The following is a 25,233-nucleotide window of genomic DNA, read 5'->3' on the forward strand; positions in this document are numbered from 1 at the left end:
CACAGCCGGTCGAACGCCCCCTCATCCGCAGAGGGCAAATACCCGAATGGACCTCTTCCCACGCAACCGCCTCCTTGTATGCGGTCGCGGCAGTATGATCCTTCTCGCCCTTAACTGATCGGCATTGCCCCTAAACCCAAGGTCGCGGCCCCCGCGGAGGCGACAGAGCATCTTCCCGTGACATCGCGAAACTGGACCCGCTGATGGTCGAGCGCCTGATAGCACCTCTCCACAAGCACGGCCCATTCGTTGGATGCCTCCCGCACCACGCAGCGCCCGCCATCCGCCCACGGCAGCGTCGCCGCTCGCTGGAGGTTGGCGACCCTTGGGTTCAAGGGCACTTGCTCCCTTGGGCTCGGTGCCGACGTAGCGCACGTCGAGAGGAAGAGCAGAAGCGTGGCGCAGGCGCGGAGTCGCATGGGCGCGTCCTTTCAGTCGAGCCAGCGAGCCGCGGGTCAGAGTCGGCCTGCTCCGGAGTATGCCACGACGATGTGCGGTGAAGACGCCTGGGCCGTGCCAGCGCGGCTGCTCCGGCGCGACGGGGCTCGGTAGGGAACGCCGTAAAGAATGGCGTCAGGCAGACTGAAGGTCGGGTCGGGCCCAACCCTGAGCTATCCCCTCGTTTGAAGGTTCTCCTCGGAGAACCCATGGGCAGCCGAGCGAGCTTTGAGGGGAAGTCGATTCGCACGCACCACTTGCTTCGCCTGGAGGCTCTTGGTGGTGAGTCAGTGCTGCAGCGGCTTCACGGCCTCGTTGACCTTCGGGGGATGTGCGAGGCCGCGCTCGTCGCCACCTGGGCAGACGTGGGGTGGCTACTCCGACTTCCCACCCGTCCGCTGCCAGAACTCACGGACCAGAATCGTCGCGAAGCGCGAGTCATTCAGGATGTACCGGCGCCACAGGCGCTTGGGTTCATTCACCAGACGGTAGAGCCACTCGAAGCCCGCCTTGGAAATCCACTGCGGCGCGCGCTTGGCCGTACCCGCGATGAAGTCGAACCCCGCCCCGATGCCAATCGCCACGGTGGGCCCCAGCTTCCCGGCCACCTGCGAAATCCACACCTCCTGCTTCGGACTCCCCAACGCCACGAAGAGCAGGTGCGGATCCGCCTCCCGAATCTTCGCCACAATCGGGTCGTTCTGCGCATCCCCTCCATCCGTCTTCACCATCGGCGAGTCCCACCCCACCACCTCCACGCCGTACGTATCCTTCACCTGCTTCGCCACCTTCGCCGCCACGCCAGGGCCCGCGCCGAGCAGGAACACCCGCCACTTGCGCTCCGCCCCCAGCTTCATCAGCGGGAGAATCAGGTCCGAGCCGGCGATGCGCTCGGGCAACGTCACGTCCATCGCCTTCGATGCCCAGACAATCGGCATCCCATCCACCACCGAAATCGTGGCGCGCGAGTACGCCTCGCGGAACTGCACGTTGTCCTCCGCCAGCACCACGTGGTCCACGTTGGCCGTGAAGACGTAGCCGCCCTGGTGCAAATCAACCAGGCGCCCAATCTGCTGCACGGCGTCCTCGAACGTCAGCTGGTCGATGGCCAACTGGCCAATGTGCAGGCGCGGGCGGCCCGTGGTGAACGGCGTCGGCTTCGGAGTCTCGGGGGTCGCGGCACTCATGGCTTCTTCACCGTCAAATCAAGCACTGTCATCGAGTAGGGCGGCAGCCGCTGCGTCAGCGTCCCCGCCGTCTTGCTTCCAGCCGTCTGCTCCAGGAATCCACCCGGCGCGCCCGAATATCCGAGCACGCGCGCACCCTCGAGCGTCCCACAACCCTTCAGCTCGACCCGAGCCTGCGCGGCCTGGTCCGGATCAAAATTCAACACCACCGCCACCAGCTTCGTCCCCGACTCGTCTCGCGAGGCGAACACGCTGGTGCCCTCCTCCGCCTTCGCCGGCACCCAGTAGTCCTGGAAGTGCCCACCGCGCCCGTCGAAGTCCCTGAACGCTCGAAACGCCCAGAACACCGGGCTGCCATTCGTGGGGTACTGCCAGAAGTACGCGGAGTAGATGTTCTCCTGCGCGAAGCGACCCAGCGCCTCGGCCTGCGCCAGTCCGCCGCTCATATGGCCGAACGCCCCGAAGTTGTACTCGCCGATGGAGATGCTCCGGCCCGGGTAGTTCTGCGCGATCCACTCCTTGAGGCGCGGCAACAGGCGCACGGGCTCGGCAATCCAGGACTCGTCCTTGTACGTCGGGTCCCACAGGCCCCGCGTCGAGCGGATGCGGCGCGCGTTCGTCTCCGGGTCCGTGTTGCCTTCCAACCCCACGCCGACGTTCGTCTGCGGGTAGAAGTGAACGTCCACCACGTCGAGGATGCGCACGCCCGTCTTCTTCTCGTGCTCGCGAAGCTGCCGCAGATACCACGGCAACAGCGGCACATCCCCGTGCGCGCGGCGGTCCGAGTGCGGCGCCTTGCCCGGCGCGAAGTCCGCCGCCGACCAGAGGTAGTTCGTCCAGCCCCACTCGGCCGGGCCCGCGATGAGCGCGTCCGGGTCCGCCTTCCGCACCGCGGTGCCGTACGCAATCGTCCGGGACAACAGCCCGTCGTACGTCAGCGGCTCCGGGAAGACATCCCGATGCGTCGAGTTCCAGAGCATGGGCTCGTTGTCCAGGATGTACATCCGGACGTTGCGCTCCCCTCCGCGCGCGATATCCCTCTCGCGGATGGTGCGGACCCACTCGGCGACGAACTCGGGCGAGGCCTCGGTGCTCGTCTGGGACGGAGCGCCCGGCTTGAGCGGTGTGCCATCGCGCGTGACGCCGTTGCCGGAGCCGTTGTCCTCGCCGCGCTGCGGACCGAACTTCGACACCGGGAAGCCCACCGACGTCGTGTCCTTCGCCACCCAGCCAATCAGCGGCACCGTGACGGCGGACATCATGCCGTGCTTCCGGTTGGAGGCGATGAAGTCCTCGTAGCTCAGGCCGATGTCCACGTTCTGGAAGTACCAGTCGTTGGCCGTGTTCCACGCGCCGCCCAGCTTCCAGTTGTAGCGGGACGTGGGGTTGCCGCCCCAGCGGCGCGTCGTCGCGCCCATGCGGTACTGGTGCTGGTCCTTCTTCTCGCGCAGGCCATCCATGGCGATGCCGTAGATGAGCGGGCTGATGCGATGGCCGGGCGCGGTGCAGTCGATGGTCAGCTTCGTCTCGCGCCCGCTGCCCTTGCCGGTGCGTCCCCCGCCCGCGGCGAGCGCGGCGGCGACCTCGGGAGGCAGCGGCACCAGCGACACCTTGTCGAAGAGCACCCAGTCGCGCCCCACGTCCTTGGACGCGCGCAGCACCACGCGGTCGAACGCCTCGCCGCGCGGGTTGAGCAGCTCCATGGGGATGAGGATTTCAGACCACTCGCCGTCCTTGCGGACCTGGAGCTCGGAGGTAATCGGGATGCGCGGGAAGGAGGTGGAGCCCTGCGCGTCCAGCCGTACTTCGAGGAACTCGCCGTAGGACTCGGGCGCGCTCAGGCGCAGGGACAGCGCGCCGAATGAGCCCTCCAGCTTCGGGCGGTACAGAATCCAGCCGCCGTAGTTGAACAGGCGCATGCGCGCCGGAGCGCCCCGAGGCAGTTCACGCGGCGCCCAGCCAATGTCCTTCCACCCGGTGCCCAGGCCGCCGTCATAGAGCGCCTCCAGCGTGGCGGAGGACGCGGTCGCACCGGAAGCCGCCGTGGTGCCGGACGCGTTCTTCACCTCGCCGGAGGTCTCCGTGGTGCCGGACGCGTTCTTCGCCTCGCCGGAAGCCTTCTCCGCCGAAGCTCCGGCTGTGCTCTTCGCCTCACCGGAAGCCGCCGTGGTACCAGACGCCTTCTTCGCCTTGCCCGCCGCCTTGGGCGACGCGCTGGCCACGGGCTCGGCGCCGGTGCCGTCCTGGGCCTGGAGTCCCTGGGCCACCGCCATCGTGCCGCCGACGACGAGCGCGCACGTCAACACGGCCGCGCCGGCCTTCCTCCGCGAACCCTTCACGCCGTCCTCCATGAACTCATCTCCCCCGGGCTCGCCGTGAGGCGGGCCTCACAGCACCACGTCGTCGGTGTCCTTGCGTGGGAAGACGCGGGCGGGAATGCCCACGGCCACGCTGTCCGGCGGAACGTCCTGGAGCACCACGGCATTCGCGCCAATCCGCGAGCGCGCGCCAATGCGCACCGGCCCGAGGATGCGCGCCCCGGCCCCAATCCACACATCGTCCTCGATGGTCGGGTAGCCGTTGTCCTTGGCGGTGCCCACGGTGTTGTTGCCGTAGAAGCGCACCCGGTCGCCGATGCGCGCGTCGCCGCCAATCACGATGCCCAGGCTGTGCACGAAGTACACGCCCTTGCCCAGCGTGACGTCCTTGCCAATCTCAATCCCCAGCACCGCCGTCTGCGCCACGCGCAGCACGTGGTTGACCAGGGGGATGTGGTAGTCGAGCGCGGCCTCGCGGGCGCGGTTCAGCGCGGTGATGCGGTACGAGTCACTGGTGAGCACCATCTTCGCGATGGACTTCGCGCCGGTGTCGCCGTTGGCCGCCTTCGCCAGCTCCAGTGCATCGGAGACCAGCGCGCCGAGCATCGAGCGCTTCGACTTCATGATGTTCATCGTCTCCCCCCGCCCTGGAGGTAACGCGCGACCTCGCGGGCGATGCCAGTCCATCCACCCGCCTCGTTGCGAGCGCCCCGCAGGTACTCCATGCCGTACACCACGGAGGTGCCCGCGAACGCCGCCTTCTCCAGCCCCAGCTTGTCCGCCGCCTTCGCCGCGCGCATCACCGCGCCCGTCAACAGGCGCGTGGCCTCCGGGGCCACCACGGTCGCCGCGAGCAGCGGGCGCGCCAGCGGGTTCGTCTCGAACAGGAGCCGCCACGGATTCACGCCGCGCACGTCCGGGTGCTTGCGCGCCACCTGCGTGTCGAACATGCCGTAGCGGTGCGCGCGTTTGAGCCAGCGCTCGAAGGACACGTGGTCGCTGCCGTGCAACACATACGCGTCGCTGGCGAAGACGAAGGAGCAGCCGGCCTTCTCCAGCCGCACGCCCAGCTCCACGTCCTCGGACTGGCCCAGCGACTTGTCGAAGCCGCCCACGCCCACGTAGTCCTCGCGATGGAAGGACACGTTGCCGGTGTACAGGTGGTTGCCGTGCGCGCGGGCGCCGGGGACGGAGAGCTCCTCCGCCATGCGGTGGTTGAGGTACGCGTACCAGCGCTCGAACAGCGGCATGTCGCCAATGGACGGGTCTGGCCGGATGCGGCCGAGCACCACGTGCCGCGAGCCCGCGGGGTGGTGGTCCAGGTGCCGTTCCAGGAAGTCGTTCGCCACCTGCATGTCGTCGTCGGTGACGAGCACGACTTCACCCCGAGCGGCCAGCACGCCCCGGTGCCGCGCGGCCGCGGCGCCCGCGTTGGCTTGCACCTCCACGCGCAGGGCATAGGGCAGCTTCGCGGTGAGGGCGAGCAGCGGCTCCTTCACCGGCTCCTTGGAGCCGTCATCCACGACGACGACCTCGAACCGCTCGGGCGCGAGCGTCTGGGTGGCGAACTGCTCCAGCAGTCGGGAGATGAGGGGGAGCCGGTTGTAGGTGGCGACGACGACGCTGAGGCGGAGCGACGGGGCGTCAGGAGACGTCATGGCTTCTTCTTCCTGGACGACGAGGCCCGGCCCTTCTTCTTCGGCCGGGGGAAGGTGACGCTGCCCACGAAGCGCTCCGCGCCGATGAAGTCCATCGTCTTGCGAGCCGAGCCGAAGTCGGTCTCCCCCAGGGTGACGCACAGGAGGACGCCGTCGGCGGCGAGCGCCAGGGGGAGGCTTGCGGGACGGGTGAGGACGGAGTCGATGACGGCCACGACGCGCTCACCCCGGGCGACGCGCTCGCGCAGCTCCAACACGCGGCGGGGCGCCTCCGCGGGGGAGATGCTGGTGGCGTCTTCCAGGTGGATCTTCTGCGTGGCCGCGTACGGGGCGCCGGCCTCCAGGATGGCGGTGGCGGCCTCCAGCGCGGGGGCGCCCGGGTGGGCGGGGACCACGGTGAGGTACGCCCAGCCGGTGCGCTCCAGGGCGAACCACAGCCGTTGAAGCGCCGGGGACGGCACGGTGCCGTCGGAAACCTCGGCGTCCGAGGGAGTGGAGGGTGCGCTGGAATCGGCCATGGAGCGCCGCCCGGTATAGCGCAACGCATGGCGTCGGCCCAACGACCTGCCCGGGCGGGCGGGGGAGCGGGTGTCTATCGACCTGCCCCCGGTGATTCCGGGGCCCGTCGCCCGGGCGTGGGGGCGGGCGTGTTATGGAAAGTTCGTGCAGAAGATTGGCTATCTCATCCCTGAGTTTCCCGGACAGACCCACATCTTTTTCTGGCGTGAGCTTCAGGCGCTGCCGGGCAAGGGCGTGACGCCGGAGCTGGTATCCACCCGTCCTCCGCCCGCGCGCATCATTTCGCACAGTTGGGCGCAGGAGGCGATGGCTCGCACCGAGTACCTCTCACCTCCGGGGGCCCTGGGCGTGGCCAAGGCGGCGGCGGAGGTGGCTCGCGCCATGCCCACGGGATGGGCCCGTTGTCTGGCGTCCATTGCTCGCGCGGAGGGCTTGGACGCGAAGGGGCGCGCGCAGCTCCTGGCCTTCGCCGTCATGGGTGGGCGCCTGGCGGCGCTGGCGCGTGAGCGCGGGTGGACGCACGTGCATGTGCATTCCTGCGCCAACGCGGCGCACGTGGCGCTGTTCGCGAACCTCCTGTCGGGGCTGACGTACAGCATGACGCTGCACGGTCCGCTGGACGACTACGGGCCGAACCAGAAGGAGAAGTGGCGCCACGCGAAGTTCGCCTTCGTCATCACGAAGAAGCTGCTGGGGGAAGTGAACCAGGAGCTGGCGGGGCACCTGCCGCCGCGCATCGAGCTGGCGCCCATGGGCGTGGAGCTGGGCAAGTTCAACCGCACGGTGCCGTATTCGGCGTGGACGGGCGAGGGCCCGCTGCGCATCTTCTCGTGTGGCCGTCTCAACCCGTGCAAGGGGCACGCGGACCTCATCGACGCGGTGGGCATGCTGCGCGCGAAGGGCATCGACGCGCGGCTCGCGATTGCAGGCGAGGACGAGGCGGGTGGCACCACGTACCGCAAGGTGCTGGAGGCGAAGCTCGCGGAGACGAAGCTGGGCGACGCGGTGACGCTGCTGGGCGCGGTGAGCGAGGACAAGGTGCGGGGCGAAATCGAGCGCTCGCACATCTTCGCGCTGGCGAGCCTCCAGGAGCCGCTGGGCGTGGCCATCATGGAGGCGATGGCCATGCGCGCGCCGGTGGTGGTGACGGGCGCGGGCGGCGTGAAGGAGCTGGTGGACGACGGCGTGGACGGGCTGCTCGTGCCGCCGCAGGAGCCTCGGATTCTCGCGGAGAAGCTGGAGCAGGTGGCGCGGGACCCGAAGGAGGCCGCGCGCCTGGGCGAGGCCGGCCGTCGCAAGGTGGAGACGCAGTTCAGCAGCGAGAGAAGCGCGGACATGCTCGCGCTGATGCTTCAGCGCGCGGTGGTGTAATCCGCACGGCGAGGGGTGGCTCGGAGGGAAGGGCGGCATGCGGGCGCCCTCCACGAGCCGCGCCGTGGATCCACGGGGCCTTCGGCGCATCGCCGCCCAGTCGCTCGGACCCTGGCCACGCGCCCGTCGACATGACGGGGGAGCGTGCCACCGCGTCCCTGGCTCCATACCTTTGAGACTGAACCGGTGGAATCCTCGTGCTTCGCCGTGAGGAGGGCGACCGGGCGTCCGGGCCCTGTGTCGTCGGGCGCTGGGCGGGCCGAGGTGTCGTGGGGGGCTGATCATCGGGGCCGCGCTGATTAAGCGAAGGGGACCTCGGGAGAGAAGGGAGGACCGGCCTTGGAAGGCACCGAGCAGCTCACCCCTCGCGCTCCCGTCCAGGTGGAGCCACAAAGCACCCGCATCCTCATCGTGGACGACCACGCATCGAACCTGCTCGCGCTGGAGGCCATCCTCGAGCCGATGGGACAACGGCTGGTGAAGGCGTCGTCGGGGAGGGAGGCACTGAGATGTCTCTTGCGCGAGGACTTCGCGCTCATCCTCCTGGATGTGCAGATGCCCGGCATGGATGGGTTCGAGACGGCCCGCATCATCCGGCAGCGAGAGCGCACCCGCTACACGCCCATCATCTTCCTCACCGCGCACGGGCGCGACGAGTCGAACCTGGTGCACGGCTATGCGGCGGGGGCGGCGGACTACGTCGTCAAGCCGTTCCATCCGGACGTGCTGCGCTGGAAGGCGGAGGCCTTCGTCGCGCTCCACCTGCGTCAGCGCGCCTTGCAGTTGCAGGAGGCGGCGCTGTGGGAGCGTGAGCGGCGGGTGCTGGAGCGACAGGGCGAGCAGCGGTTCCGCCGGGTGTTGGACTGCATGCCCCAGTTCGTCTGGGCGCTGCTGGCGGACGGCACCATCAGCTACGCCAACCGGGGATGGCTGGATTACGCGGGGCTGTCACCCGAGCAGGGTCGCCAGCGCGAGGAGAACCTGCGCTGCTTCCATCCGGAGGACGTGGGGCGCGTGCAGCTCACCTGGAATGCCTTGCAGCGCTCGGGGCGGCCGAAGGAGCAGGAGTACCGGCTGCGCCGCGCGACGGACGGAGAGTTCCGGTGGTTCCTCTGTCGCACGCTGCCGGAGCGGGACGAGGTGGGGCGGCTCGTTGGGTGGATATCGACGGCGACGGACATCGACGACGCGCGCCGCGCGGTGGAGTCCCTGCGGGCGACGAGCGAGGCGAAGGACATGTTCCTCACCATGGCGGCGCACGAGCTGCGCACGCCGCTCCAGGCCGCGCGCAGCTACGCGGACCTGGCGAAGGTGAAGGCGGCGGCGGAGCTGACGCCGAACGTGGACCGGGCGCTGGCGGGCATCCATCGCAGCGTGAGCCGCATGGCGCGGCTGGTGGAGAACCTGCTGGACGTGGGGCGCCTGCAGCGTGGAGAGCTGTGCCTGGAGGAGAGCGACGTGGACGTGGGCGTGCTGCTCCACGACGTGGCGAAGCACTTCGAGCCCCTGCCGGAAGGGTGGCGCATCGAGGTGTCTGCGCCGGAGGACCTGTCGCTGCGGGCGGATGGAGAGCGGTTGGACCAGGTGTTCAGCAACCTGGTGTCGAATGCGCTGCGCTATTCGCCGGACGGAGGGGCCATCCAACTGGTCGCGAGAGCGGAGCCCGGGTGGGTGCACGTCGAGGTGATGGACCATGGGCTGGGGATTCCCTCGGACCGGCTGGAGAGCATCTTCGAGCGCTTCGGTCGCGCGCACGGCGTGGCCTACGGCGGGTTGGGCCTGGGGCTGGCCATCGCCCGAGGCATCGTCGAGCGCCACGGAGGACGCATCTGGGCGGAGTCGGCGGGCCGCGCGGGCGAGGGCAGCTCCCTCCACATCCTGCTGCCGAGGTCCTTGAGTTGATGCCCTCGCGCTGAGCGAGTCCTGCCCCCGCGAAATGTCGGAGCGCATTGGTATGGGTGAAGACCACTCAGGTGGTTTGGCGCCCCATGCCGGAGGGCTGCGATGGGTCGTGGTAGGGCATTGGTATGGTGGTTGTTGTTGCTCGGGGCGACGGGTTGCTCGTCGACCCGGGTGGTCCGTCTGGACACGGGCACGGGCTCGCCTCGGGTCCACACTCCACGAGAGGACGCAGACGCGGCTCCGGTGGAGTTGGATGAGGACGCGTTCGAGGAGGCGGTGGCGAAGCTCGCGCGGGACGTGAGGCCCTTCGAGCATCCCTTGAGGGACGCGCGACAGCGCTTCGGCGTACCGGAGCGCGGCGGGGTGTATCTGTATGAAGGGCGCAGGCTCGTCCCGGTGGGGGACGGGGGGGATGCGTCCGCGCCCCAGTTGCTGGAGTCGTACGCGGACGAGGTGCTGACGCGTGACTACGGCCGCTGGTGTGAGCGCGAGCATCAGGGCGGCGACTGTCTCCGGCTGCTGGAGGAGGGGCCGCTGTTGGGGAGCGATGGCAGGTATGCGCTGGCACTGGCCATCGCGATGGAAGGGGTCTGGGAGGAGACGGACGAGGCGCTGGAGGGCGTGGCGAATCCACACGCGGTCCGGGCGACGCTGACGGCGTCGGTGGCGATGTACCTGCTCTTGTGGTCGCTGCCGGAGCCGTTGTCGAAGGGGTTGGCGTCGTTGCTGACGGCGACGGCGATTGCGTACCTGGGTGTGGACACGGTGTGGCGGGCGTTGGAGGCGTGGGTGGTGATGGTGCGGAGGGTGGATGCGGCGCGCACGTTCGAGGAGCTGAGTGCGGCGGGTGAGGCGTACGGGGACGTGCTGGGAGAGAACGCGGCGCGAGTCTTCGTGATGCTGGCGGCCGCCGCGGTGGGGAGCACGGCGGGGCTGGCGGTGACGGGCGTGGAGCTGCCGGGCTCGGCGCAGGCCGCGTTGGCCGTCGAGGGGCAGGCGGGCTTCGCCTTCAGCGCGCTGCGGAGCGTGGAGTCGGTGGCGCTGACGGCGGAGGGCTTCACCGTCGAGCTGGCGCCCACCGCGCTGATGACGGGGCGTGACGCACGGAAGCGGTAGGACGGCCGCGGGTCGAGTCGGTCCTTCGAGGACGTTCAACCTGGAGGGGATACGGGTTCCTGTCCGAACCCGTGAAGGACTCGTCACGGCTCGTGCGCGCGGGTTCACACTCGTGCTCGCGGGTGTCCTCCAGCGGGCGTTTGAGGTTTCCACGTCTCGGGCGCCGTGCTTGAACGCGTCCCCAGTGCGAGGCCGGCATCCGGCCCCGTGCGCGCAGGGAGGCGAGCCGTGGCCCCCGAGTCGGACCCCATCCACGAGGACGAGCTGCGCGACGCGTGGCCCGTGCTCGCACCTCGAGACCGGGTCGAGGGCTTCCGGCTTTTGCCGCCGTCGAGCGCGGACGACTTCTTCCTCTCCCTCTCCTCGAATGACCAGGCGGGGCTCCTCCAGGCCCTCACCCCGAGCGAGCGGCGCATCTGGATGCGAGTGCTCCCCCCGGACGACGCCGCGGACGTCATCCAGAGCCTCCCCGTCGAGGAACACGCCGCCTGTCTCGCCCTGCTGGATGACACCTCTCGCCGCGAGGTGCAGGTGCTCCTGGCCTACGCCGAGGACGCCGCGGGCGGCCTGATGAACCCGCGCTTCGTGCGTGTGCGGCCGGAGATGAGCATCGACGAGGCGCTCGGCTACCTGCGCCGGCAGGCCCGCGAGCAGGTGGAGACTGTCTACTCCGCCTACGTCCTGGACTCCGAGCAGCACCTGCTGGGCGTGGTCTCCCTGCGCCAGCTCTTCCAGGCCGCGCCCGGGAAGACGGTGCGCGACGTCATGCGGACCGAGCCCGTCACCGTGCGGGAGGACGCCCACCAGGAAGGCGTCAGCCGCCTGTTCGCGGAGCACGGCTTGTCGGCCATCCCCGTGGTGGACGCGCAAGGCCGCATGCGGGGCATCGTCACCGTGGACGACATCGTCAGCGTCGTCCAGGAGGAGGCCACCGAGGACATCCAGAAGGTCGGCGGAATGGAGGCGCTCGACGCGCCCTACTTCGACGTGGGCTTCTTCGCCATGGTGCGAAAGCGCGCTGGCTGGCTGCTGGTGCTCTTCGTGTCGGAGATGCTCACCGCCACCGCCATGTCCCGCTACCAGGACGAAATCGCGCGCGCCGTGGTGCTCAGCCTCTTCGTGCCGCTCATCATCTCCTCGGGGGGCAACTCGGGCAGTCAGGCCACCACGCTCATCATCCGCGCGCTCGCGCTGACGGACGTGCGCCTGCGCGACTGGTGGCGCGTGCTGCGGCGGGAGCTGCTGTCGGGCCTGGTGCTGGGCGCGGTGCTCGGCACGGTGGGGCTGGCGCGCATCCTGCTCTGGCAGCACCTGTTCCACAGCTACGGCGAGCACGCGTCGCGGGTGGCGCTGACGGTGGGCCTGTCGGTGCTGGGCGTGGTGACGTGGGGGACGCTGTCCGGGGCCATGCTGCCGTTCGTGTTGAGGCGGCTCGGCTTCGACCCGGCGAGCGCGTCCGCGCCCTTCGTCGCCACGCTGGTGGACGTCAGCGGACTGGTCATCTACTTCACCACCGCGGAGCTGCTCCTGCGCGGCACGCTGCTGTAGCCCTTCAGCTCCGCTTCGCCATCGCCGGGTCATCCGCGTTGACGTAGACGATGGCGCCTGGAGGCGGCTCGGGGAGCAGGGGCGCGGTGGGCACCAGCGCGCTGTTCGGCATGGGCCACGCGCCGGTGGCCACGGCGAGCTTCCCGGACGTCACCACGCACAGCGAGGTGATGAACGTACAGATGTACGAGATGATGCCCATGTCTCCGAACACCTGATTGATGTAGCAGACGATGGCGCCGACGATGACCATGGCGGCGGCGCGGTGCTCGGAGACGTGCGAGCGATGGTAGGAGCGCACCGCGAGATAGAGGGTGACGACCAGGTACATCCACACGCCCGTGTAGCCAACCATTCCACCGAACGCGAACAACCCCAGCAGGGAGTTGTGCGGGTGGTAGCGGTACTGGGGGAACACGAAGGCGATGTTGGGCAGCGGAATCGGCTCCAGGAACTCGTGGCCGTAGCCGGTGCCGAGCAGCGGGAACTGGGTCCACGTCGCGATGACGTCCAGGTTCTCGATGTCGCGATAGTCCAGGTTGCCTTCGCCGCCCTCGCCGTCGATGAGTGAGCGAACCTTGTGCACGGGCGCGAAGGCGCCGCCGCGCGCGTTCCACCCCACCGCGAAGTAGACGACCAGCAGCGGGGCCAGCAGCACCATGCCCCGGCTGAAGGTGCGCTTGATTGCGGGCCACGGGGTGATGAGGTAGCCGGCCAGGAGGCAGCCCACGAAGCTGACGTAGGCGAGCCGGCGGTCGTTGTACATCATGCCCATGAAGATGCAGAACATGAGGAGCAGCCCGCGCAGCGCGTGAGCGCCCTTGGGCTTCTCCAGGAATCGCATCGTCGCCACCAGCAGCGCGAAGTTGAACGTCATCGAGTCCGAGTGACACGTGGTGTACTCGACGAAGACGCCCATGGAGGGCACGACGATGGCGCCGAAGTAGACGCTGATGGCGGCCTTGGTCAGCCCCGCGGCGATGACGGTGCGCGCGAAGATGGGCCAGTCCTCCGGCCCGCGCATCGCATAGTGATACATCGCGACGATGAACGGCATCATCGCGGCCTGGTGCCACTGCCACAGCGAGTTCTTGATGTCCCCGCCGCGCATGACGCCACGCACCTCCATGAAGAGGATGGCGATGAGGGACAGCGTCACCACGGCGATGAGGGGCCGGGGCATGGGCAGCGCGGGGGGGTCGATTTTCGACCGAGTCACCCGCCGGTACATGGCCAGCCCCAGCAGGCCGAGGATGAGCACGTCGACCAGGGGGAAGCGCAGCGCTCCAATCTTGGTGATGTAGCTGAGCTGGGCGAAGAGCAGCTCACCCAGGGGGTGGAGCGGCGAGGGCCAGAAACCGGACTGGGGGCGCTCGGGGACGTAGTCCACGGCGAGGACCAGGTAGGTGACGGCCATGACGGGGTAGCGGACGGGGACCTTCACCACCAGCCACAGGACGGCGGCCACCAGGACTGGGGCCAAAGCGACCACAGGGTGCAGCAGGGCCCCGCCCACGGTGGCGAGCACCAGGGTGCCGAGCAGCGCCACGAAGCGCAGGTAGGAAGGCCGGTCCGGGGCGTACGTCACGACGCGGGGGAGGCTACATCTGGAGGGCCGGTTGGGATAGATGAAGGCACACGTATGCCTGCTCCCAGACCACGCGTCCTTCTGATTGCCGAGCTGTGCAACCCTGACTGGGTGAGTGTCCCGCTGGAAGGCTGGTCGCTCTACCGTGCGCTGGCCGAGGTGGCGGACGTGCACCTCGTCACGCATGTGCGCAACCGGGAGAACATCCTGAAGCAGGGGGTGCTGGAGGGCGCTGGATTCACCGCGCTGGACTCCACGCCGGTGGAGAAGCCGCTCGACAAGGTGGGGCAGCTCCTGCGGGGCACGGCGGGCGTGGGCTGGACGACGGCGACGGCGTTGAGCGTGCTGCCGTACTACTACTTCGAGGAGGTGCTGTGGCAGCGCTTTGGCGCGCGCATCAAGGCGAAGGAGTTCGACCTGGTGCACCGCTACACGCCCATCAGCCCGACGACGCCGAGCACGCTGGCGCGGCGGTGCAAGGCGGCGGGGGTGCCCTTCGTGATGGGGCCGCTCAACGGCGGGTTGCCGTGGCCCAAGGGTTTTGGTGGGGCGCGTCGGCGGGAGAAGGAGTGGCTGAGCTACGTGCGGGATGCGTACAAGCTGATGCCCTTCTACAAGTCCACGCGGGAGAGCGCGGCGGCCATCATCACCGGCTCGCGGGCGACGCGGGGGCAGGTGGCGGACACGTGGCAGGGCAAGACGGTGTACGTGCCGGAGAACGCCATCGACACGAAGCGCTTCGGCACGTCGAAGTCGGAGGGGCCGGTGGAGCTGCCCTTGCGAGTGGCCTTCGTGGGGCGCTTCGTGCCGTACAAGGGCATGGCCATGCTGATGGAGGCGGCGGCGCCGCTCATCCGTGAAGGCAAGGTGGTGCTGGAGTACATCGGCGATGGGCAGGAGATGCCGAACCTCAAGGCGCAGGCGGCGCGAGAAGGCATCGAGTCCGGGGTGACGTTCGCCGGGTGGGTGAAGCACCAGGAGCTGCAGGGGCGGCTGTCGAAGAACCACGTGTTCGGTTTCCCGAGCGTGCGCGAGTTCGGCGGCGCGGTGGTGTGCGAGGCGATGGCGTTGGGGTTGGTGCCCATCGTGATGGACTACGGCGGTCCGGGAGAAATCGTCAGTCCGGCGACGGGGTTCGCGGTGCCCATTGGAACGCCGGAGGAAATCGTGGCGCGGGTGCGCGAGGTGCTGACGAAGCTGGTGGCGGACCCGTCCGTCATCCGGCCCATGGGGGAGCGGGCGCGGGAGCGCATCTTCAAATACTTCACCTGGAAGGCGAAGGCGGAGCAGGTGCTGGAGGTGTACCGCTGGGTGATGGGTGAGCGTGAGAAGCCGGACTGGGGCATGCCCCTGGCGGACTGACGCGCGCCTCCCGCACGAAACTAAAGTCGCGTTTGAGTTTCGTGCAAGGTCGGCCAGGAATCCGCACGAAACTAAAATCACATTTTAGTTTCGTGCGGAATGGCCCGGGCCTCCGTGTCATTTCCGGGTCTGCTTCACGCTGACCGGGGCCGGCGGCGGAGGAGGCGGCAGCTCGAGCAGCTCCACCTTGACGCGCACGGTGCGGTTGGCGCGCAGCAGGATGTCCGAGCGGGAGTAGGTGTTGAAGTCGGGGTGCTCGAACCGCAGCGTGTACGTGCCCGCGGGCAGCATCGGCAGGCGGTAGCGGCCCTGCTCATCCGTCACCGCACCACGCTCTCCCCTGAAGCTCGGCGAGGTAGCGATGACCGCCACGTCCGCGACGGGCTTGCGGCTCTTCACGCCGATGATGGTGCCAATGAACACCCCGGGCGGCGGCGCGTGCTCGGGAGTCTCCGCCCGCGACAGCACTGGCACGGCGACCAGCAACACCAGCATGCACAGCACATAGGGGGCGATGAGCTTCATCATGGAAACCTCGTTCAGACTCGCGAGTGAGGTGTCCATGTTCTCGACCTGGCCCGTGACAAGCCTCACGCCCGGCTCGTCGCTGCATCACGGTTTCAGCATGGCCGCCGGTGCCCATGCGCGCCCTGAGCCCGACGCTTTTCGCTTCAGCGCTTCGAGACGCTCGACATCGACGTCCGCGAGGGCTGCTCCTCCAGGCTTTCGCGCAGGAGCTGCTCGGGAGTCCCCGGTGCCAGCTCCGCCAGGGACTGGAAGCCCCGCGGCGGACCTTGGAGTCCCATGCTCACGCGACGCGCGCCCTCGTCGGCCTCCGCGCCTTGCGTGACGGGCGCGCCCTGGGCCTCCCGCGTTTCCCATGACCCGCGCAGGCTGATGAGGGGCGCGTTGCGCAGGCTCATCACCTCGGAGAACTCCGGGACGTCGGAGATCCGCTCCAGCTCGTCCCCCATGCGGATGCGTACCTCCGAGCCCGTGACGGCGATGCGCCGGAGGAACTCCTGGTCCACCTGAACCCCCGTCGTCATGGAACCCACGTCGACGGTCGGCGCGACACTCCCCGGCTCCAACGTCTCGATGGGCCCGGTGGCTCGCGCCGCATCCAGGGCGACCACGGGACGGTTCGGGCGCCGCCTTACCGTGGACGTGCGGCTCGCTTCACCTGCCTCCAAGGGGAGCGCCTTCTCCTCTTCGCCCACGCACCCGGTCAGCGACTCGTCCGCGCTGGGCCCCGTGTTCGGAGTGGCGGTGACGCGGACGTCCTCGGACTGAGCCCAGGCGGCCGGGGCCACCCACCACATGAGTCCACACAGCACCCCACGAAGGACGGACTTCATGCGGTCAACCTCGAAGCGTTGAGAGAACGCCATCATCCGGAAGCTCCTCGGGATGATCTCCCCGAGAGGCTCCTGACCTGGTCATGGTTTCGTCACGGAGGAGGACTCGGTGGGGTGGATCCACCCGGGGGCAGCCCGGCCCGACACCCGGGCGCAGCGTGTGAAAGCCGACCTTCCGTCCGGAGTGAATCCTCCGGGGTGCCCTGGACTCACTAGCCTTCCGTTCCATGCGCTTGCTCATCCAGGGGTTCATCCTGTCGCTGGTGCTGTCCGGGGTCTCCGCCGCCCATCCCCGCCCCGGCCCCGTCTGGGCCGAGAGCTCCATGGTGAAGATACGGCCCCAGACGCAGCCTCGGGTCGAACGGGAGGTGGAGCTGGTCGGCGCCCGGAACGAATACCTCTCCTTCCAGGTGGGCCTTCACGGAGGCACCTCGGGCCTGAGGGACGTCCGGGCCCGGCTGCCCGCCCTCTGGAACGGCCTGCGGCGCATCGACGGACCGGACATCCTCCTCTATCGCGAGGCCCTCCTGGACATCACCCGGCCCACCCCGCCGGACACGGAGCCGGGGCGCTGGCCGGACGGGTTGATTCCGGACGTGGACGAGGTCGTCGGTGAGCAGCGCTCGGCCTTCCCATTCGATGTCCCCGCCCGGGAGGCTCGGGGCCTCTGGGTGGATGTGCACGTGCCCGAGGATGCGCGCCCCGGGCGTTACCACGGCCTCGTCGAGGTGACGGGCCGGGGCTTGCGCGAGTACGTGAAGGTCCGCGTCACCGTGGTGGAGGCCACGCTGTCCAGCACGCCCTCCCTGCGCACGGCCTTCCTGCTGTGGCCGCCCCACGTCTGCCGCGCCTTCACCGGCGACCCGAGCTGTCCCGTGGACACCCAGGTGCGCCTGTTGAAGCAGTTCCACCAACTGGCGCTCTCCCACCGCTTCACCCTGGCGAGCGCGTTCCCCCGCCTCCCCGAGCAGCCCACCTGGGACCTGCCCGACTACGACACCTTCGATGCGCGCTGGGGCCCGTTCCTCGACGGCTCGGCGCCGAACCCGCTGCCCGGTGCGCGCATGACGAGCCTCCAGTACCTGGGGCCCGGCACCGCGCCGGACCTCGCGGAGTTCGAGCAAGAGGCCCGCACCCGAGGCTGGCTGAGCCGCTCGTTCGACTACGTGGGTGACGAGCCGCCCTATGGCACGTCCTGGGAGGCCGTCACGGAGCGGGCCCGGCTCACGCGCGCCGCCGCGCCGGACCTGCGCACGTTCCTCACCACCACCGTGACGGAGACCCAGGCGCATGGACTCATCGAGGACATCGACATCCTCAGCGTCCTGGTGAACTTCATCGACGGGACGCAGCCTCCGTACGAGGGCAACCAGCGGCCGAAGTACGACGCCTTCCTCGCCAGGCCGAATCGAGAACTCTGGCTGTATCAGAGTTGCATGAGCCACGGCTGTGTGGAGGGCGAGCCGCCGCCACCGGAGAACCAGCCGGGGCAGGGCTGGCCCTCGTACATGGTGGACCGCTCGGCGGCGAAGGCGCGGGGCATGCAGTGGCTGACCTTCCGCATGGGCGCCACCGGTGAGCTGTACTACCAGACGGTGGGCCTGCTCTCCACGGCGTGGACCACTCAGTTCCGCTTCAACGGCAACGGGGACGGCACGCTCTTCTATCCGGGGCTGACATCGGTCATCGGAGGCACCACGGAGGTTCCGCTTCCGTCCATCCGGTTGAAGCTCATCCGCCAGGGCCTCCAGGATTACGAGTGGCTCCAGCGGGTGAGTGACGCGGGCGACCCTGGGTTCGCGATGCAGGTCGCCGAGCAGCTCATCCCCCACGCGTGGGCGGTGCCCGACGACGGGGCGCTGTTCGAGCGCGCCCGCCTCAGGCTCATCCGACGCTACCTGGAGCTGCGCGCGCGAGAGCGCTAGTTAGAGCACCGAGGGCGCCTGGTCGTAGTCCATGCTCTTCAAGGGGGCGAGCGACTCGAAGCGGTCCTGCCGCTGGTCGAGCGCCGCCGCCATGCGGATGAGGTCCCCCAACTCGCTCACGTCCTGACGGTCCTCCAGGCCCACGACCCGCCACAGCTCCAGGAGGGAGGCGTACGTCAGCGGGCGCGTCCAGTAGGAGCCTCGGAGCTTCTCCGCGAAGGCCGCCGCCACATAGGCCAGGCGCGTCGTCGACCTGGCCCGGGCATAGTTGGCCCGCAGCGCGGTGATGGGCAGCTTCGTTTCCAGTTCCTTCGAGTCCCCACCCTCCGGCGCCTTGTAACGGATGCGCAGCGTGCCCAGGTCGGAGGCGCCCTCGCGCAACTTCACCTCGTAGAGCGCGGTGACGGAGTGGCCCGCGCCGACCTCGCCCGCGTCCACGCGGTCATCGCGGAACGCCTGCTTCGTGAGCATCCGGTTCTCGTAGCCGAGCAGCCTGTAGAGGGACACGTCCTTCGGGTCGAACTCCACCTGGAGCTTCACGTCCTTGGCCACCACCTGGAGCGTGCCGGTGAGGTTCTGCACGAAGATGCGGTGCGCTTCCTTCAGGCCATCCACGTAGGCGTAGTTGCCCTCGCCCACGTGGGACAGCCGCTCCATCAGCGCGTCGTTGTAGTTGCCCATGCCGAAGCCCACGGTGGACAGGGTGATGCCCCGCGCGGCGAAGCCCTTCACCTTGGCCCAGATGCCATCCGCGTCGGAGACGCCGACGTTGGCCACGCCGTCCGAGCAGAGGATGACGCGGTTGATGCCTCCCGGGATGCGGTGCTCGGAGGCGATTTGATAGCCCAGCTCCAGCCCCTCCTGCGCGTTGGTGGAGCCCTCGCTGTAGAGCCCGTCGATGGCTTCGAGCAGGCGGGCCTGCTGGGTCGCGCTCGTGGGCGCGAGCACCCGGCGAGCCTGGGAGCCGTAGACGACGATGGACACGAAGTCCCGCTCATCGAGCTCCTCCACCAGCATCCGCAGCGCGTGCTTCACCAGCCCGAGCCGGTTCTCCATGTTCATCGAACCGGAGACGTCGATGACGAAGACGAGGTGGCTCGGCTTGCGCTGTGCGTCGCTCACCTCGCGCGCCTTCACGCCGATGCGCACCACCTGGTAGCCCTTGCGCACGGGCGAGGGAAAGCCCTCCACGTGGACGCCGAACGGCGCGTCCTCCGCGTCCGCGTAGCCGTAGTCGAAGGTGTTGACGAACTCCTCCACGCGCACGGCCTGTTCGTCGGGAAGGGCCTGGCGCTCCAGGTACGCACGCGTCAGCGTGTACGAGGCCGTGTCCGTGTCCACGGAGAAGGTGGAGAAGCGCTCCTCCTCCGTGTTCACCGTGGGGTTCACCCCGTGGCCCTTGAAGTACATGTCGAGGAACCGGGCGCCGTTCGGCGGGACGAGGGGCGCTGGTGTCTCGGAAGGCGGGCTCGCTGGAACGGGGAGGGCAACGGGTGTGGCCGCCGGAGGCGTGGGAGCGGAGGCGTGGCTGACGGACGTGCCCGGCGGTGGGCCGTTGACGCCGTAGGCACGGCGGGACTCGACGAGGCCGGCGGGACCGATGCCGTAGCTGGTGTTGGGGATGTTGGGGGAGATGGGGCCGGGGTTCGCGACGGGGACTCCGTACTCCTCGTTGCTGCTTGTGCCCGCGAGGGACTCATGGGAGCGAGAGGGTCCACCCCGGGCTCCGGGCCGAGCGACGGCGACGCGCTTGATGAACTCCTGGTCCACGTTGACGCCCGCCACCGTGCTTGCCACGTCGATGATTTGCCGTGTGCCAGGAGGTGACGTCCTGACGACCTCGATGCCTTCGCCGCGAGAGTCATCGGGAAGCAGGCTGGCGTCGGCGCGCTGGGTTCGCCCTGCCTGGACGCGGACCTGGTGCCGGATGCTGGGATAGAACTGCTTGCCCGCGAAGCGCAGGGTGTAGACGCCCGGTGGAAGCGTGGTCATCCGGTAGCTGCCCCAGGTGTCGGTCTTCGCCGACCAGGAGCCAGACTGCTGGAGCGAGGTCGCGGTCACCTCCACGTCGACGAGGGACTTGTGGCTGCGTGAGTCGATGACCGTGCCGATGAGGGTGCCCGTGGCCTTCCGTGCCAGCGCGGGCAGGGCGAACAGCAGCAACAGGCCACACAGCACACCGCGAATGACTGGCGTCATGACGTCCACCTCGGAGCTTGGAGAGGTGTCCATCGTCCGTGAGTCGCACCGCGTGAACCGCACGTGCGCCTCTTTGCTGAGTCATCGTTTCATCATGGGGCACTCCACATGCTTCTCACGCGGCAAGGACCTGTCCCGGTGTCGTCCTTCCTCTTCACGAGTGGAGGCCGAGGATGCTCTGGTGCGGCGTCCTCTTGGGTCAGGAGCTTTCATGCGACGTGGTTCGCGGTCCTTCTCGGCGTTCGTCGTCGTCCTTGTCGGGCTGCTCGCGGCGGGGCCCGCGGCGGCACAGGGCTCGCTTCGTGAGCGCATCGACGCGTTCGTTCGCGCGGAGCAGAAGCGTCAGGGCGTGGTGGGGCTCGCGGTGGGCGTCGTGCAGCATGGGCGCGTCGTCCTGGCGAAGGGCTATGGCTCCGCCAACCTGGAGCACCGCGTCCCCGTGGGGACGGACACTCTGTTCCAGTCAGGCTCCGTGGGGAAGATGTTCACCACGATGGCGGTGATGGCCCAGGTGGAGGCCGGCCGGCTTTCGCTGTCGGACTCCATCACGAAGTACTTCCCCGACGCTCCGGCCTCGTGGGCGCCCATCACCGTGCGCCACCTGTTGAATCACACCTCCGGCATCCAGGACCTGGAGGGCCAGCTCGACGAGCGCAAGGACTACACGGACGAGGAGTTCGCCCGGTTCATCTACGCGCTACCCCTGGACTTCCCGGCGGGCGTGCGGTGGAGCTACAGCAACTCCGGCTATGTCCTTTTGGGGCTCCTGGTGAATCGCGTCGCGGGGACGCCCTACGGCGAAGTCCTCGCCACGAAGGTCTTCAAGCCCGCGGGAATGAAGACGGCGCGCGGCATCAGCGAGGCCGACGTCATTCCCAACCGCTCCTCCGGCTATCGACTGGTGGGCAGCGAGGTGAAGCACCAGACGTGGGTCTCCCAGTCCCTCAACACCACGGGAGATGGGTCGCTCTACTTCTCGTTGAAGGACATGCTGGCGTGGGACGCCGCCGTGCAGCAGCGTTCCCTGTTGAGAGAGGAGAGCTGGCGCGAAATCCTGTCCCCCGCGCGGCTCAACAGCGGAGCCACCCAGCCGTATGGGTTTGGCTGGCAGCTCCTGGAGCGCAACGGCAAGCCCCTGCATCAGCATGGCGGTGCATGGCAGGGCTTCCGCACCGTGTACTCCCGCTTCCTCGGGGACTCGCTGTCCATCATCGTGCTGGCCAACACGAATCGGGCCAGCCCCGCGAGATTCGTCGAGGGCATCGCCGCCATCGTCAACCCCGCGCTCGCCGTGCCGAAGCTCGCGCCCATCGAGGACGGTGAGCCTCAAGTCACCGCCCAGCTCACGGAGTTGCTTGAGGATGTACGGATGGGGACCGTGGACCGCGCCCGCTTCGCGTATGCCCCGAAGTGGCTCGTCGACGAGGCGCTGCCGCACTTCCGCGAGCTGCTCGAGCGCCTTGGCGCCGCGGGGCCCCTGGTGCTGGCCCAGCGGGAGGTGGTGGGCGATGACCGCGTCTACACGTACCTGGTGCGCTTCGGCGCGGCCACCCATGTCTACAGGGTGGCGCTCATCCCGGACGGCCGCGTGACGGTCCTCAGCGTGAGCGAGAGGCCGAACTAGCGCGCCCCCTCACCGGAGTGAACGACTCGAAGTGGTCCTGGCGCAGGTGCCCCGAGGCCGCTTCGCGGAGGAGGTCACGCGGCTCGCTGACGTCCTCGGAGGTGCATGACGAAGGAGGCGAGTGCGGCTCGGTGGAGCGCCGCGCCGGGGGCTTCTGGGGACCTCGACGCTGGGGACGGGATGGAGCCGCAGCGTCATCGACATGCCGGGCATGGCGGGGGAGAAGTTGTACCGAGGAGGCGCGTGGATGACGGGAGGCTCCTCCTTCACGGGCTCGGGCCTGGCCTCGGCATCGGGCCTGCGCCTGGTCGCGCGAGAGTCGTTGCCCTGGCCCCTCGCGACCGGCCGGACGACGTCGGTGCACTTGACGAACTCCTCGCTCATGTTGACGCACGTGTTCCGTGCTCCCGCGTCGATGAGGGGTGGCTTGCCGATGACCTCCAACGGCTCATCGATGGGGACGAGCGGCAGCGCGATGTTGACGCGGCGGGTGCGGTTCGGTCGCAGTTGGACGTTGTCGCGCATGAAGGGCTGGTATGGCTCCTTCTGGAACACCAGGGTGTGCATGCCGGGCGAAAGCTCGAGGATGCGATAGGTGCCCTGGGCGTCGGTGAGCACGGCGATTTCGCCCAGGAACGTGGGCGACGTCACCGTAACGACCACGCCAGCCAGGGGCTCGAGGCTCCGTGCGTCGACGACCGTGCCGACCAAGGCGCTGCTCTGGGCCAGCGCCTGCGAGGCGAGGAGCCCCAGCAGGCCACACAGCATCCGAGGAATGACAGCGTTCACGAGAGCCCACTCCTGCGATTCGAAAGGTGGCCATCATCCAGAGCGCCCGTGCCTCGCACCGCACGCGAGGCTCCAGGCTTCATCATGGTTTCGGCACGTCCTTCATTCGAGCCCGACGCCCTGTGGCCCCGAGGGTTCGTGGTCGAAGTCCATCGACTTCACCGGAGCGAACGACTCGAAGAGGTCCTGACGCTGGTCCAGTGAGGCCGCCCTTTGGATGAGGCCGCCCAGTTCGCTCACGTCCTCTCGTGCCTTCAGGGGGGCGCCCAGGCCCTCCCACAGCTCCACCAGGGCGCCGTACGTGAGCGCGCGCGTCCAGTAGGAACCCCGCAGCTTCTCCGCCAGGGCCGCCGCCACATAAGCCAGTCGTGCGGTGGGTGCCGCCGCCCCATAGCTGGCCTGGAGCGCACCGCGAGCCAGCTTCGTCTCCAGCTCCTTCGAGTCCCCACCCTCCGGTGCCTTGTAGCGGATGCGCAGCGTGCCCAGGCTCGGCGAGGGTTTGTTCAGCTTCACCTCGTAGAGCGCGGTGACGGAGTGGCCCGCGCCCACCTCACCCGCGTCCACGCGGTCATCGCGGAACTGCTCCTTGGACAGCATCCGGTTCTCGTAGCCGAGCAGCCGGTAACGCGAGACGGCCTTCGGGTCGAACTCCACCTGGAGCTTCACGTCCTTGGCCACCACCTGGAGCGTCCCCGTGAGGTTCTTCACGAAGATGCGATGCGCTTCCTTCAGGCGGTCCACGTAGGCGTAGTTGCCCTCACCCACCTGGGCCAGCCGCTCCATGAGCACGTCGTTGTAGTGGCCCATGCCGAAGCCCACGGTGGACAGGGTGATGCCTTGCGCGGCGAAGTTCTTCACTCGCGACCAGATGCCGTCCGCGTCGGTGATGCCGTTGTTGGCCACTCCGTCCGAGCAGAGGATGACGCGGTTGATGCCCCCTTCGAGGAGGTGCTCGGAGGCGATTCGATAGCCGAGCTCCATGCCCGCCTGTGCGTTGGTGGAGCCCTCACTGTGCAGCCCGTCGATGGCGGTGAGCAGGCGCTCCTTGTCTTCCGCGCTCGTGGGAGGCAGCACCTGCCGGGCCTCGGAGCCGTAGACGACGATGGAGACCCGGTCTCGCGCGTCCAGCTCGTTCACCAGCAACAGCAGGGCCCGCTTCACCAGCCCGAGCCGCTGGTCTCCCTGCATCGAACCGGAGACATCGATGACGAAGACGAGGTGGCTCGGCTTGCGCTGCGCGTCGCTCACCTCGCGAGCCTTCACGCCGATACGCAACACCTGGTAGCCCTTGCGCGCGGGAGAGGGAAAGCCCTCCACGTGGACGTTGAAGGGGGCCTCGACGGGGCCCGGATAGGCGTAGTCGAACGTGTTGACGAACTCCTCCACGCGCACGGCCCCCTCCTCCGGGAGTGACGAGCGCTCCAGGTAGGCGCGCGCCAGGGTGTACGAGGCGGTGTCGGTGTCCACGGAGAAGGTGGAGAAGCGCTCGTCCTCCGTGTCCACCGTGGGGTTCACGCCGTACCCCTTGAAGTACATGTCGAAGTAGTGCGCGCGGGTCAGCGGCTCGCCGCGCCGGAGTCTCCTGAGAGGCTGCCCCGACGGGACGGGATGGAGCCGCAGCGTCATCGACATGCCGGGCATCGCGGGGGAGAAGTTGTACCGAGGGGCCTCGCTCACGACGGTGAGCGCCTCTCCGATGGGCACGCCGTACTGGTCGCTCTCTTCACTCGGGGCCAGCTCGGCCAGGGATTCGAAGGACCGTGACGTGCCGCCCGAACCGGGAGCGGCGATGCGCTTGATGAATTCCTGGTCCACGTTGACGCCCGTGGTCGTGGAGCCCTCATCGATGTCCGGAGCGGCGCAAATCTCCACCACCTCACCGAGGGGATCGGTGAGCAGCTCGACGTTGACGCGGATGGTGCGGTTCAGCCGCAGTTGCACGTCGCTCCGCGCATAGGGCTTGTACCGCTCCTTCTCGTAGCGAAGGAGGTACACGCCGGGAGGAAGCTGGGGGATGCGATACTCGCCCTGGGCGTCGGTGATGACCGTCTGTTCGCCCTGGAGATTGGGCGACGTCGCGGTGACCACCACGTCGGGCACCGGCTGACGGCTCTGCGCGTCGATGACCGTGCCGGTGATGGTGCTGCTCTGGGCCAGCACCTGCGAGGCAAACAGCGCCAGCAGTCCACACAGCATCCGAGGAATGACAGCGTTCACGAGAGCCCACCCCTGCGTTTCGAGAGGTGGCCATCATCCAGAGAGCCCACGCCTCGCATCGCACGCGAGGCTCCAGGCTCCATCATGGTTTCCGCACGAAGCGGACGTCACGAG

17 protein-coding genes and 1 pseudogene are annotated in these 25,233 nt (G+C 68.7%); 7 read left to right on the forward strand and 11 right to left on the reverse strand.

Annotated elements, in window-relative coordinates; translation table 11 throughout:
- Nucleotides 1-812: 812 nt before the first annotated feature.
- Genes epsA through HUA75_RS44345 form a run of 5 tightly spaced genes read right to left on the reverse strand, consistent with a single transcriptional unit; the run spans nt 813 to nt 6,119 of the window.
- Nucleotides 813-1,625 (reverse strand): exopolysaccharide biosynthesis glycosyltransferase EpsA, encoded by an 813-nt coding sequence (gene epsA, locus HUA75_RS44325; RefSeq protein ID WP_141642493.1) that lies wholly within the window; start codon nt 1,623-1,625, stop codon nt 813-815.
- Complete coding sequence (epsB, locus tag HUA75_RS44330) at nt 1,622-3,964, reverse strand: GH44 family glycoside hydrolase EpsB (protein ID WP_371746336.1); 2,343 nt, start codon at nt 3,962-3,964, stop codon at nt 1,622-1,624. The genes epsA and epsB overlap by 4 nt, the downstream gene beginning before the upstream one ends.
- A gap of 48 nt (nt 3,965-4,012) precedes the next feature.
- Entirely contained in the window at nt 4,013-4,567 is a 555-nt protein-coding gene (gene epsC, locus HUA75_RS44335; RefSeq protein ID WP_254614007.1) for a serine O-acetyltransferase EpsC, read from the reverse strand.
- Nucleotides 4,568-4,572: 5 nt separating this feature from the next.
- A complete protein-coding gene (gene epsD / locus HUA75_RS44340; RefSeq protein WP_141642495.1) occupies nt 4,573-5,601 on the reverse strand; it encodes an exopolysaccharide biosynthesis glycosyltransferase EpsD in 1,029 nt (342 codons plus the stop codon).
- Nucleotides 5,598-6,119, reverse strand: a complete 522-nt coding sequence (locus HUA75_RS44345; RefSeq protein ID WP_254625177.1) for a hypothetical protein — start codon at nt 6,117-6,119, stop codon at nt 5,598-5,600. The genes epsD and HUA75_RS44345 overlap by 4 nt, the downstream gene beginning before the upstream one ends.
- Before the next feature lie 70 nt (nt 6,120-6,189).
- Here HUA75_RS44345 and epsE point away from each other — a divergent pair, with 70 nt between their 5' ends.
- The 4 genes and pseudogenes from epsE to mgtE all read left to right on the forward strand — a co-directional run bounded on the left by epsE (nt 6,190) and on the right by mgtE (nt 12,057).
- Nucleotides 6,190-7,491, forward strand: a complete 1,302-nt coding sequence (gene epsE / locus HUA75_RS44350; RefSeq protein ID WP_371746337.1) for an exopolysaccharide biosynthesis GT4 family glycosyltransferase EpsE — start codon at nt 6,190-6,192, stop codon at nt 7,489-7,491.
- Nucleotides 7,492-7,830: 339 nt separating this feature from the next.
- A complete protein-coding gene (epsF, locus tag HUA75_RS44355) occupies nt 7,831-9,393 on the forward strand; it encodes a response regulator EpsF (protein WP_174460403.1) in 1,563 nt (520 codons plus the stop codon).
- 102 nt (nt 9,394-9,495) lie between these two features.
- Nucleotides 9,496-10,479, forward strand: a pseudogene (locus HUA75_RS44360) (hypothetical protein); the annotation flags it as partial.
- A gap of 258 nt (nt 10,480-10,737) precedes the next feature.
- Nucleotides 10,738-12,057 (forward strand): magnesium transporter, encoded by a 1,320-nt coding sequence (mgtE, locus tag HUA75_RS44365; RefSeq protein ID WP_141648137.1) that lies wholly within the window; start codon nt 10,738-10,740, stop codon nt 12,055-12,057.
- A gap of 4 nt (nt 12,058-12,061) precedes the next feature.
- Here mgtE and wzy read toward each other — a convergent pair whose 3' ends face one another.
- Complete coding sequence (gene wzy, locus HUA75_RS44370; RefSeq protein ID WP_371746338.1) at nt 12,062-13,645, reverse strand: exopolysaccharide repeat unit polymerase; 1,584 nt, start codon at nt 13,643-13,645, stop codon at nt 12,062-12,064.
- Between the two features lie 54 nt (nt 13,646-13,699).
- On the opposite strand from wzy, the gene epsH reads away from it, so the two are divergent.
- Nucleotides 13,700-15,007, forward strand: coding sequence for an exopolysaccharide biosynthesis glycosyltransferase EpsH (epsH, locus tag HUA75_RS44375; RefSeq protein ID WP_141648136.1), 1,308 nt, complete (start codon nt 13,700-13,702; stop codon nt 15,005-15,007).
- Between the two features lie 117 nt (nt 15,008-15,124).
- Here epsH and HUA75_RS44380 read toward each other — a convergent pair whose 3' ends face one another.
- Together HUA75_RS44380 and HUA75_RS44385 are read right to left on the reverse strand one after the other, a co-directional pair.
- Nucleotides 15,125-15,535, reverse strand: a complete 411-nt coding sequence (locus HUA75_RS44380; RefSeq protein ID WP_254628098.1) for a carboxypeptidase-like regulatory domain-containing protein — start codon at nt 15,533-15,535, stop codon at nt 15,125-15,127.
- A 143-nt stretch (nt 15,536-15,678) separates the two neighbouring features.
- Nucleotides 15,679-16,365, reverse strand: a complete 687-nt coding sequence (locus tag HUA75_RS44385) for a hypothetical protein (protein WP_217446564.1) — start codon at nt 16,363-16,365, stop codon at nt 15,679-15,681.
- A gap of 227 nt (nt 16,366-16,592) precedes the next feature.
- Between HUA75_RS44385 and HUA75_RS44390 the strand changes: the two genes are divergently transcribed.
- Nucleotides 16,593-18,290 carry a DUF4091 domain-containing protein gene (locus tag HUA75_RS44390; RefSeq protein ID WP_174489906.1) on the forward strand — a complete coding sequence of 566 codons (1,698 nt, stop codon included), beginning with the start codon at nt 16,593-16,595 and terminating at the stop codon, nt 18,288-18,290.
- Here the strand turns inward: HUA75_RS44390 and HUA75_RS44395 are convergent, their stop codons facing one another.
- Nucleotides 18,291-20,489 (reverse strand): von Willebrand factor type A domain-containing protein, encoded by a 2,199-nt coding sequence (locus tag HUA75_RS44395; protein ID WP_174489907.1) that lies wholly within the window; start codon nt 20,487-20,489, stop codon nt 18,291-18,293.
- Between the two features lie 211 nt (nt 20,490-20,700).
- Between HUA75_RS44395 and HUA75_RS44400 the strand changes: the two genes are divergently transcribed.
- Nucleotides 20,701-22,113: a serine hydrolase gene (locus HUA75_RS44400; RefSeq protein ID WP_174489908.1), complete on the forward strand. Its 1,413-nt coding sequence runs from the start codon at nt 20,701-20,703 to the stop codon at nt 22,111-22,113.
- A gap of 9 nt (nt 22,114-22,122) precedes the next feature.
- On the opposite strand, the gene HUA75_RS44405 is transcribed toward HUA75_RS44400, so the two are convergent.
- Both HUA75_RS44405 and HUA75_RS44410 read right to left on the reverse strand, forming a co-directional pair.
- On the reverse strand, nt 22,123-22,902 hold the full coding sequence (locus tag HUA75_RS44405) for a carboxypeptidase-like regulatory domain-containing protein (protein ID WP_174489909.1): 780 nt from the start codon (nt 22,900-22,902) through the stop codon (nt 22,123-22,125).
- Between the two features lie 102 nt (nt 22,903-23,004).
- A complete protein-coding gene (locus HUA75_RS44410) occupies nt 23,005-25,098 on the reverse strand; it encodes a von Willebrand factor type A domain-containing protein (RefSeq protein WP_217446568.1) in 2,094 nt (697 codons plus the stop codon).
- Between the last annotated feature and the right edge of the window lie 135 nt (nt 25,099-25,233).

The sequence above is a fragment of the Myxococcus sp. CA040A genome, from assembly GCF_013336725.1.
Classification (GTDB): domain Bacteria; phylum Myxococcota; class Myxococcia; order Myxococcales; family Myxococcaceae; genus Myxococcus; species Myxococcus llanfairpwllgwyngyllgogerychwyrndrobwllllantysiliogogogochensis.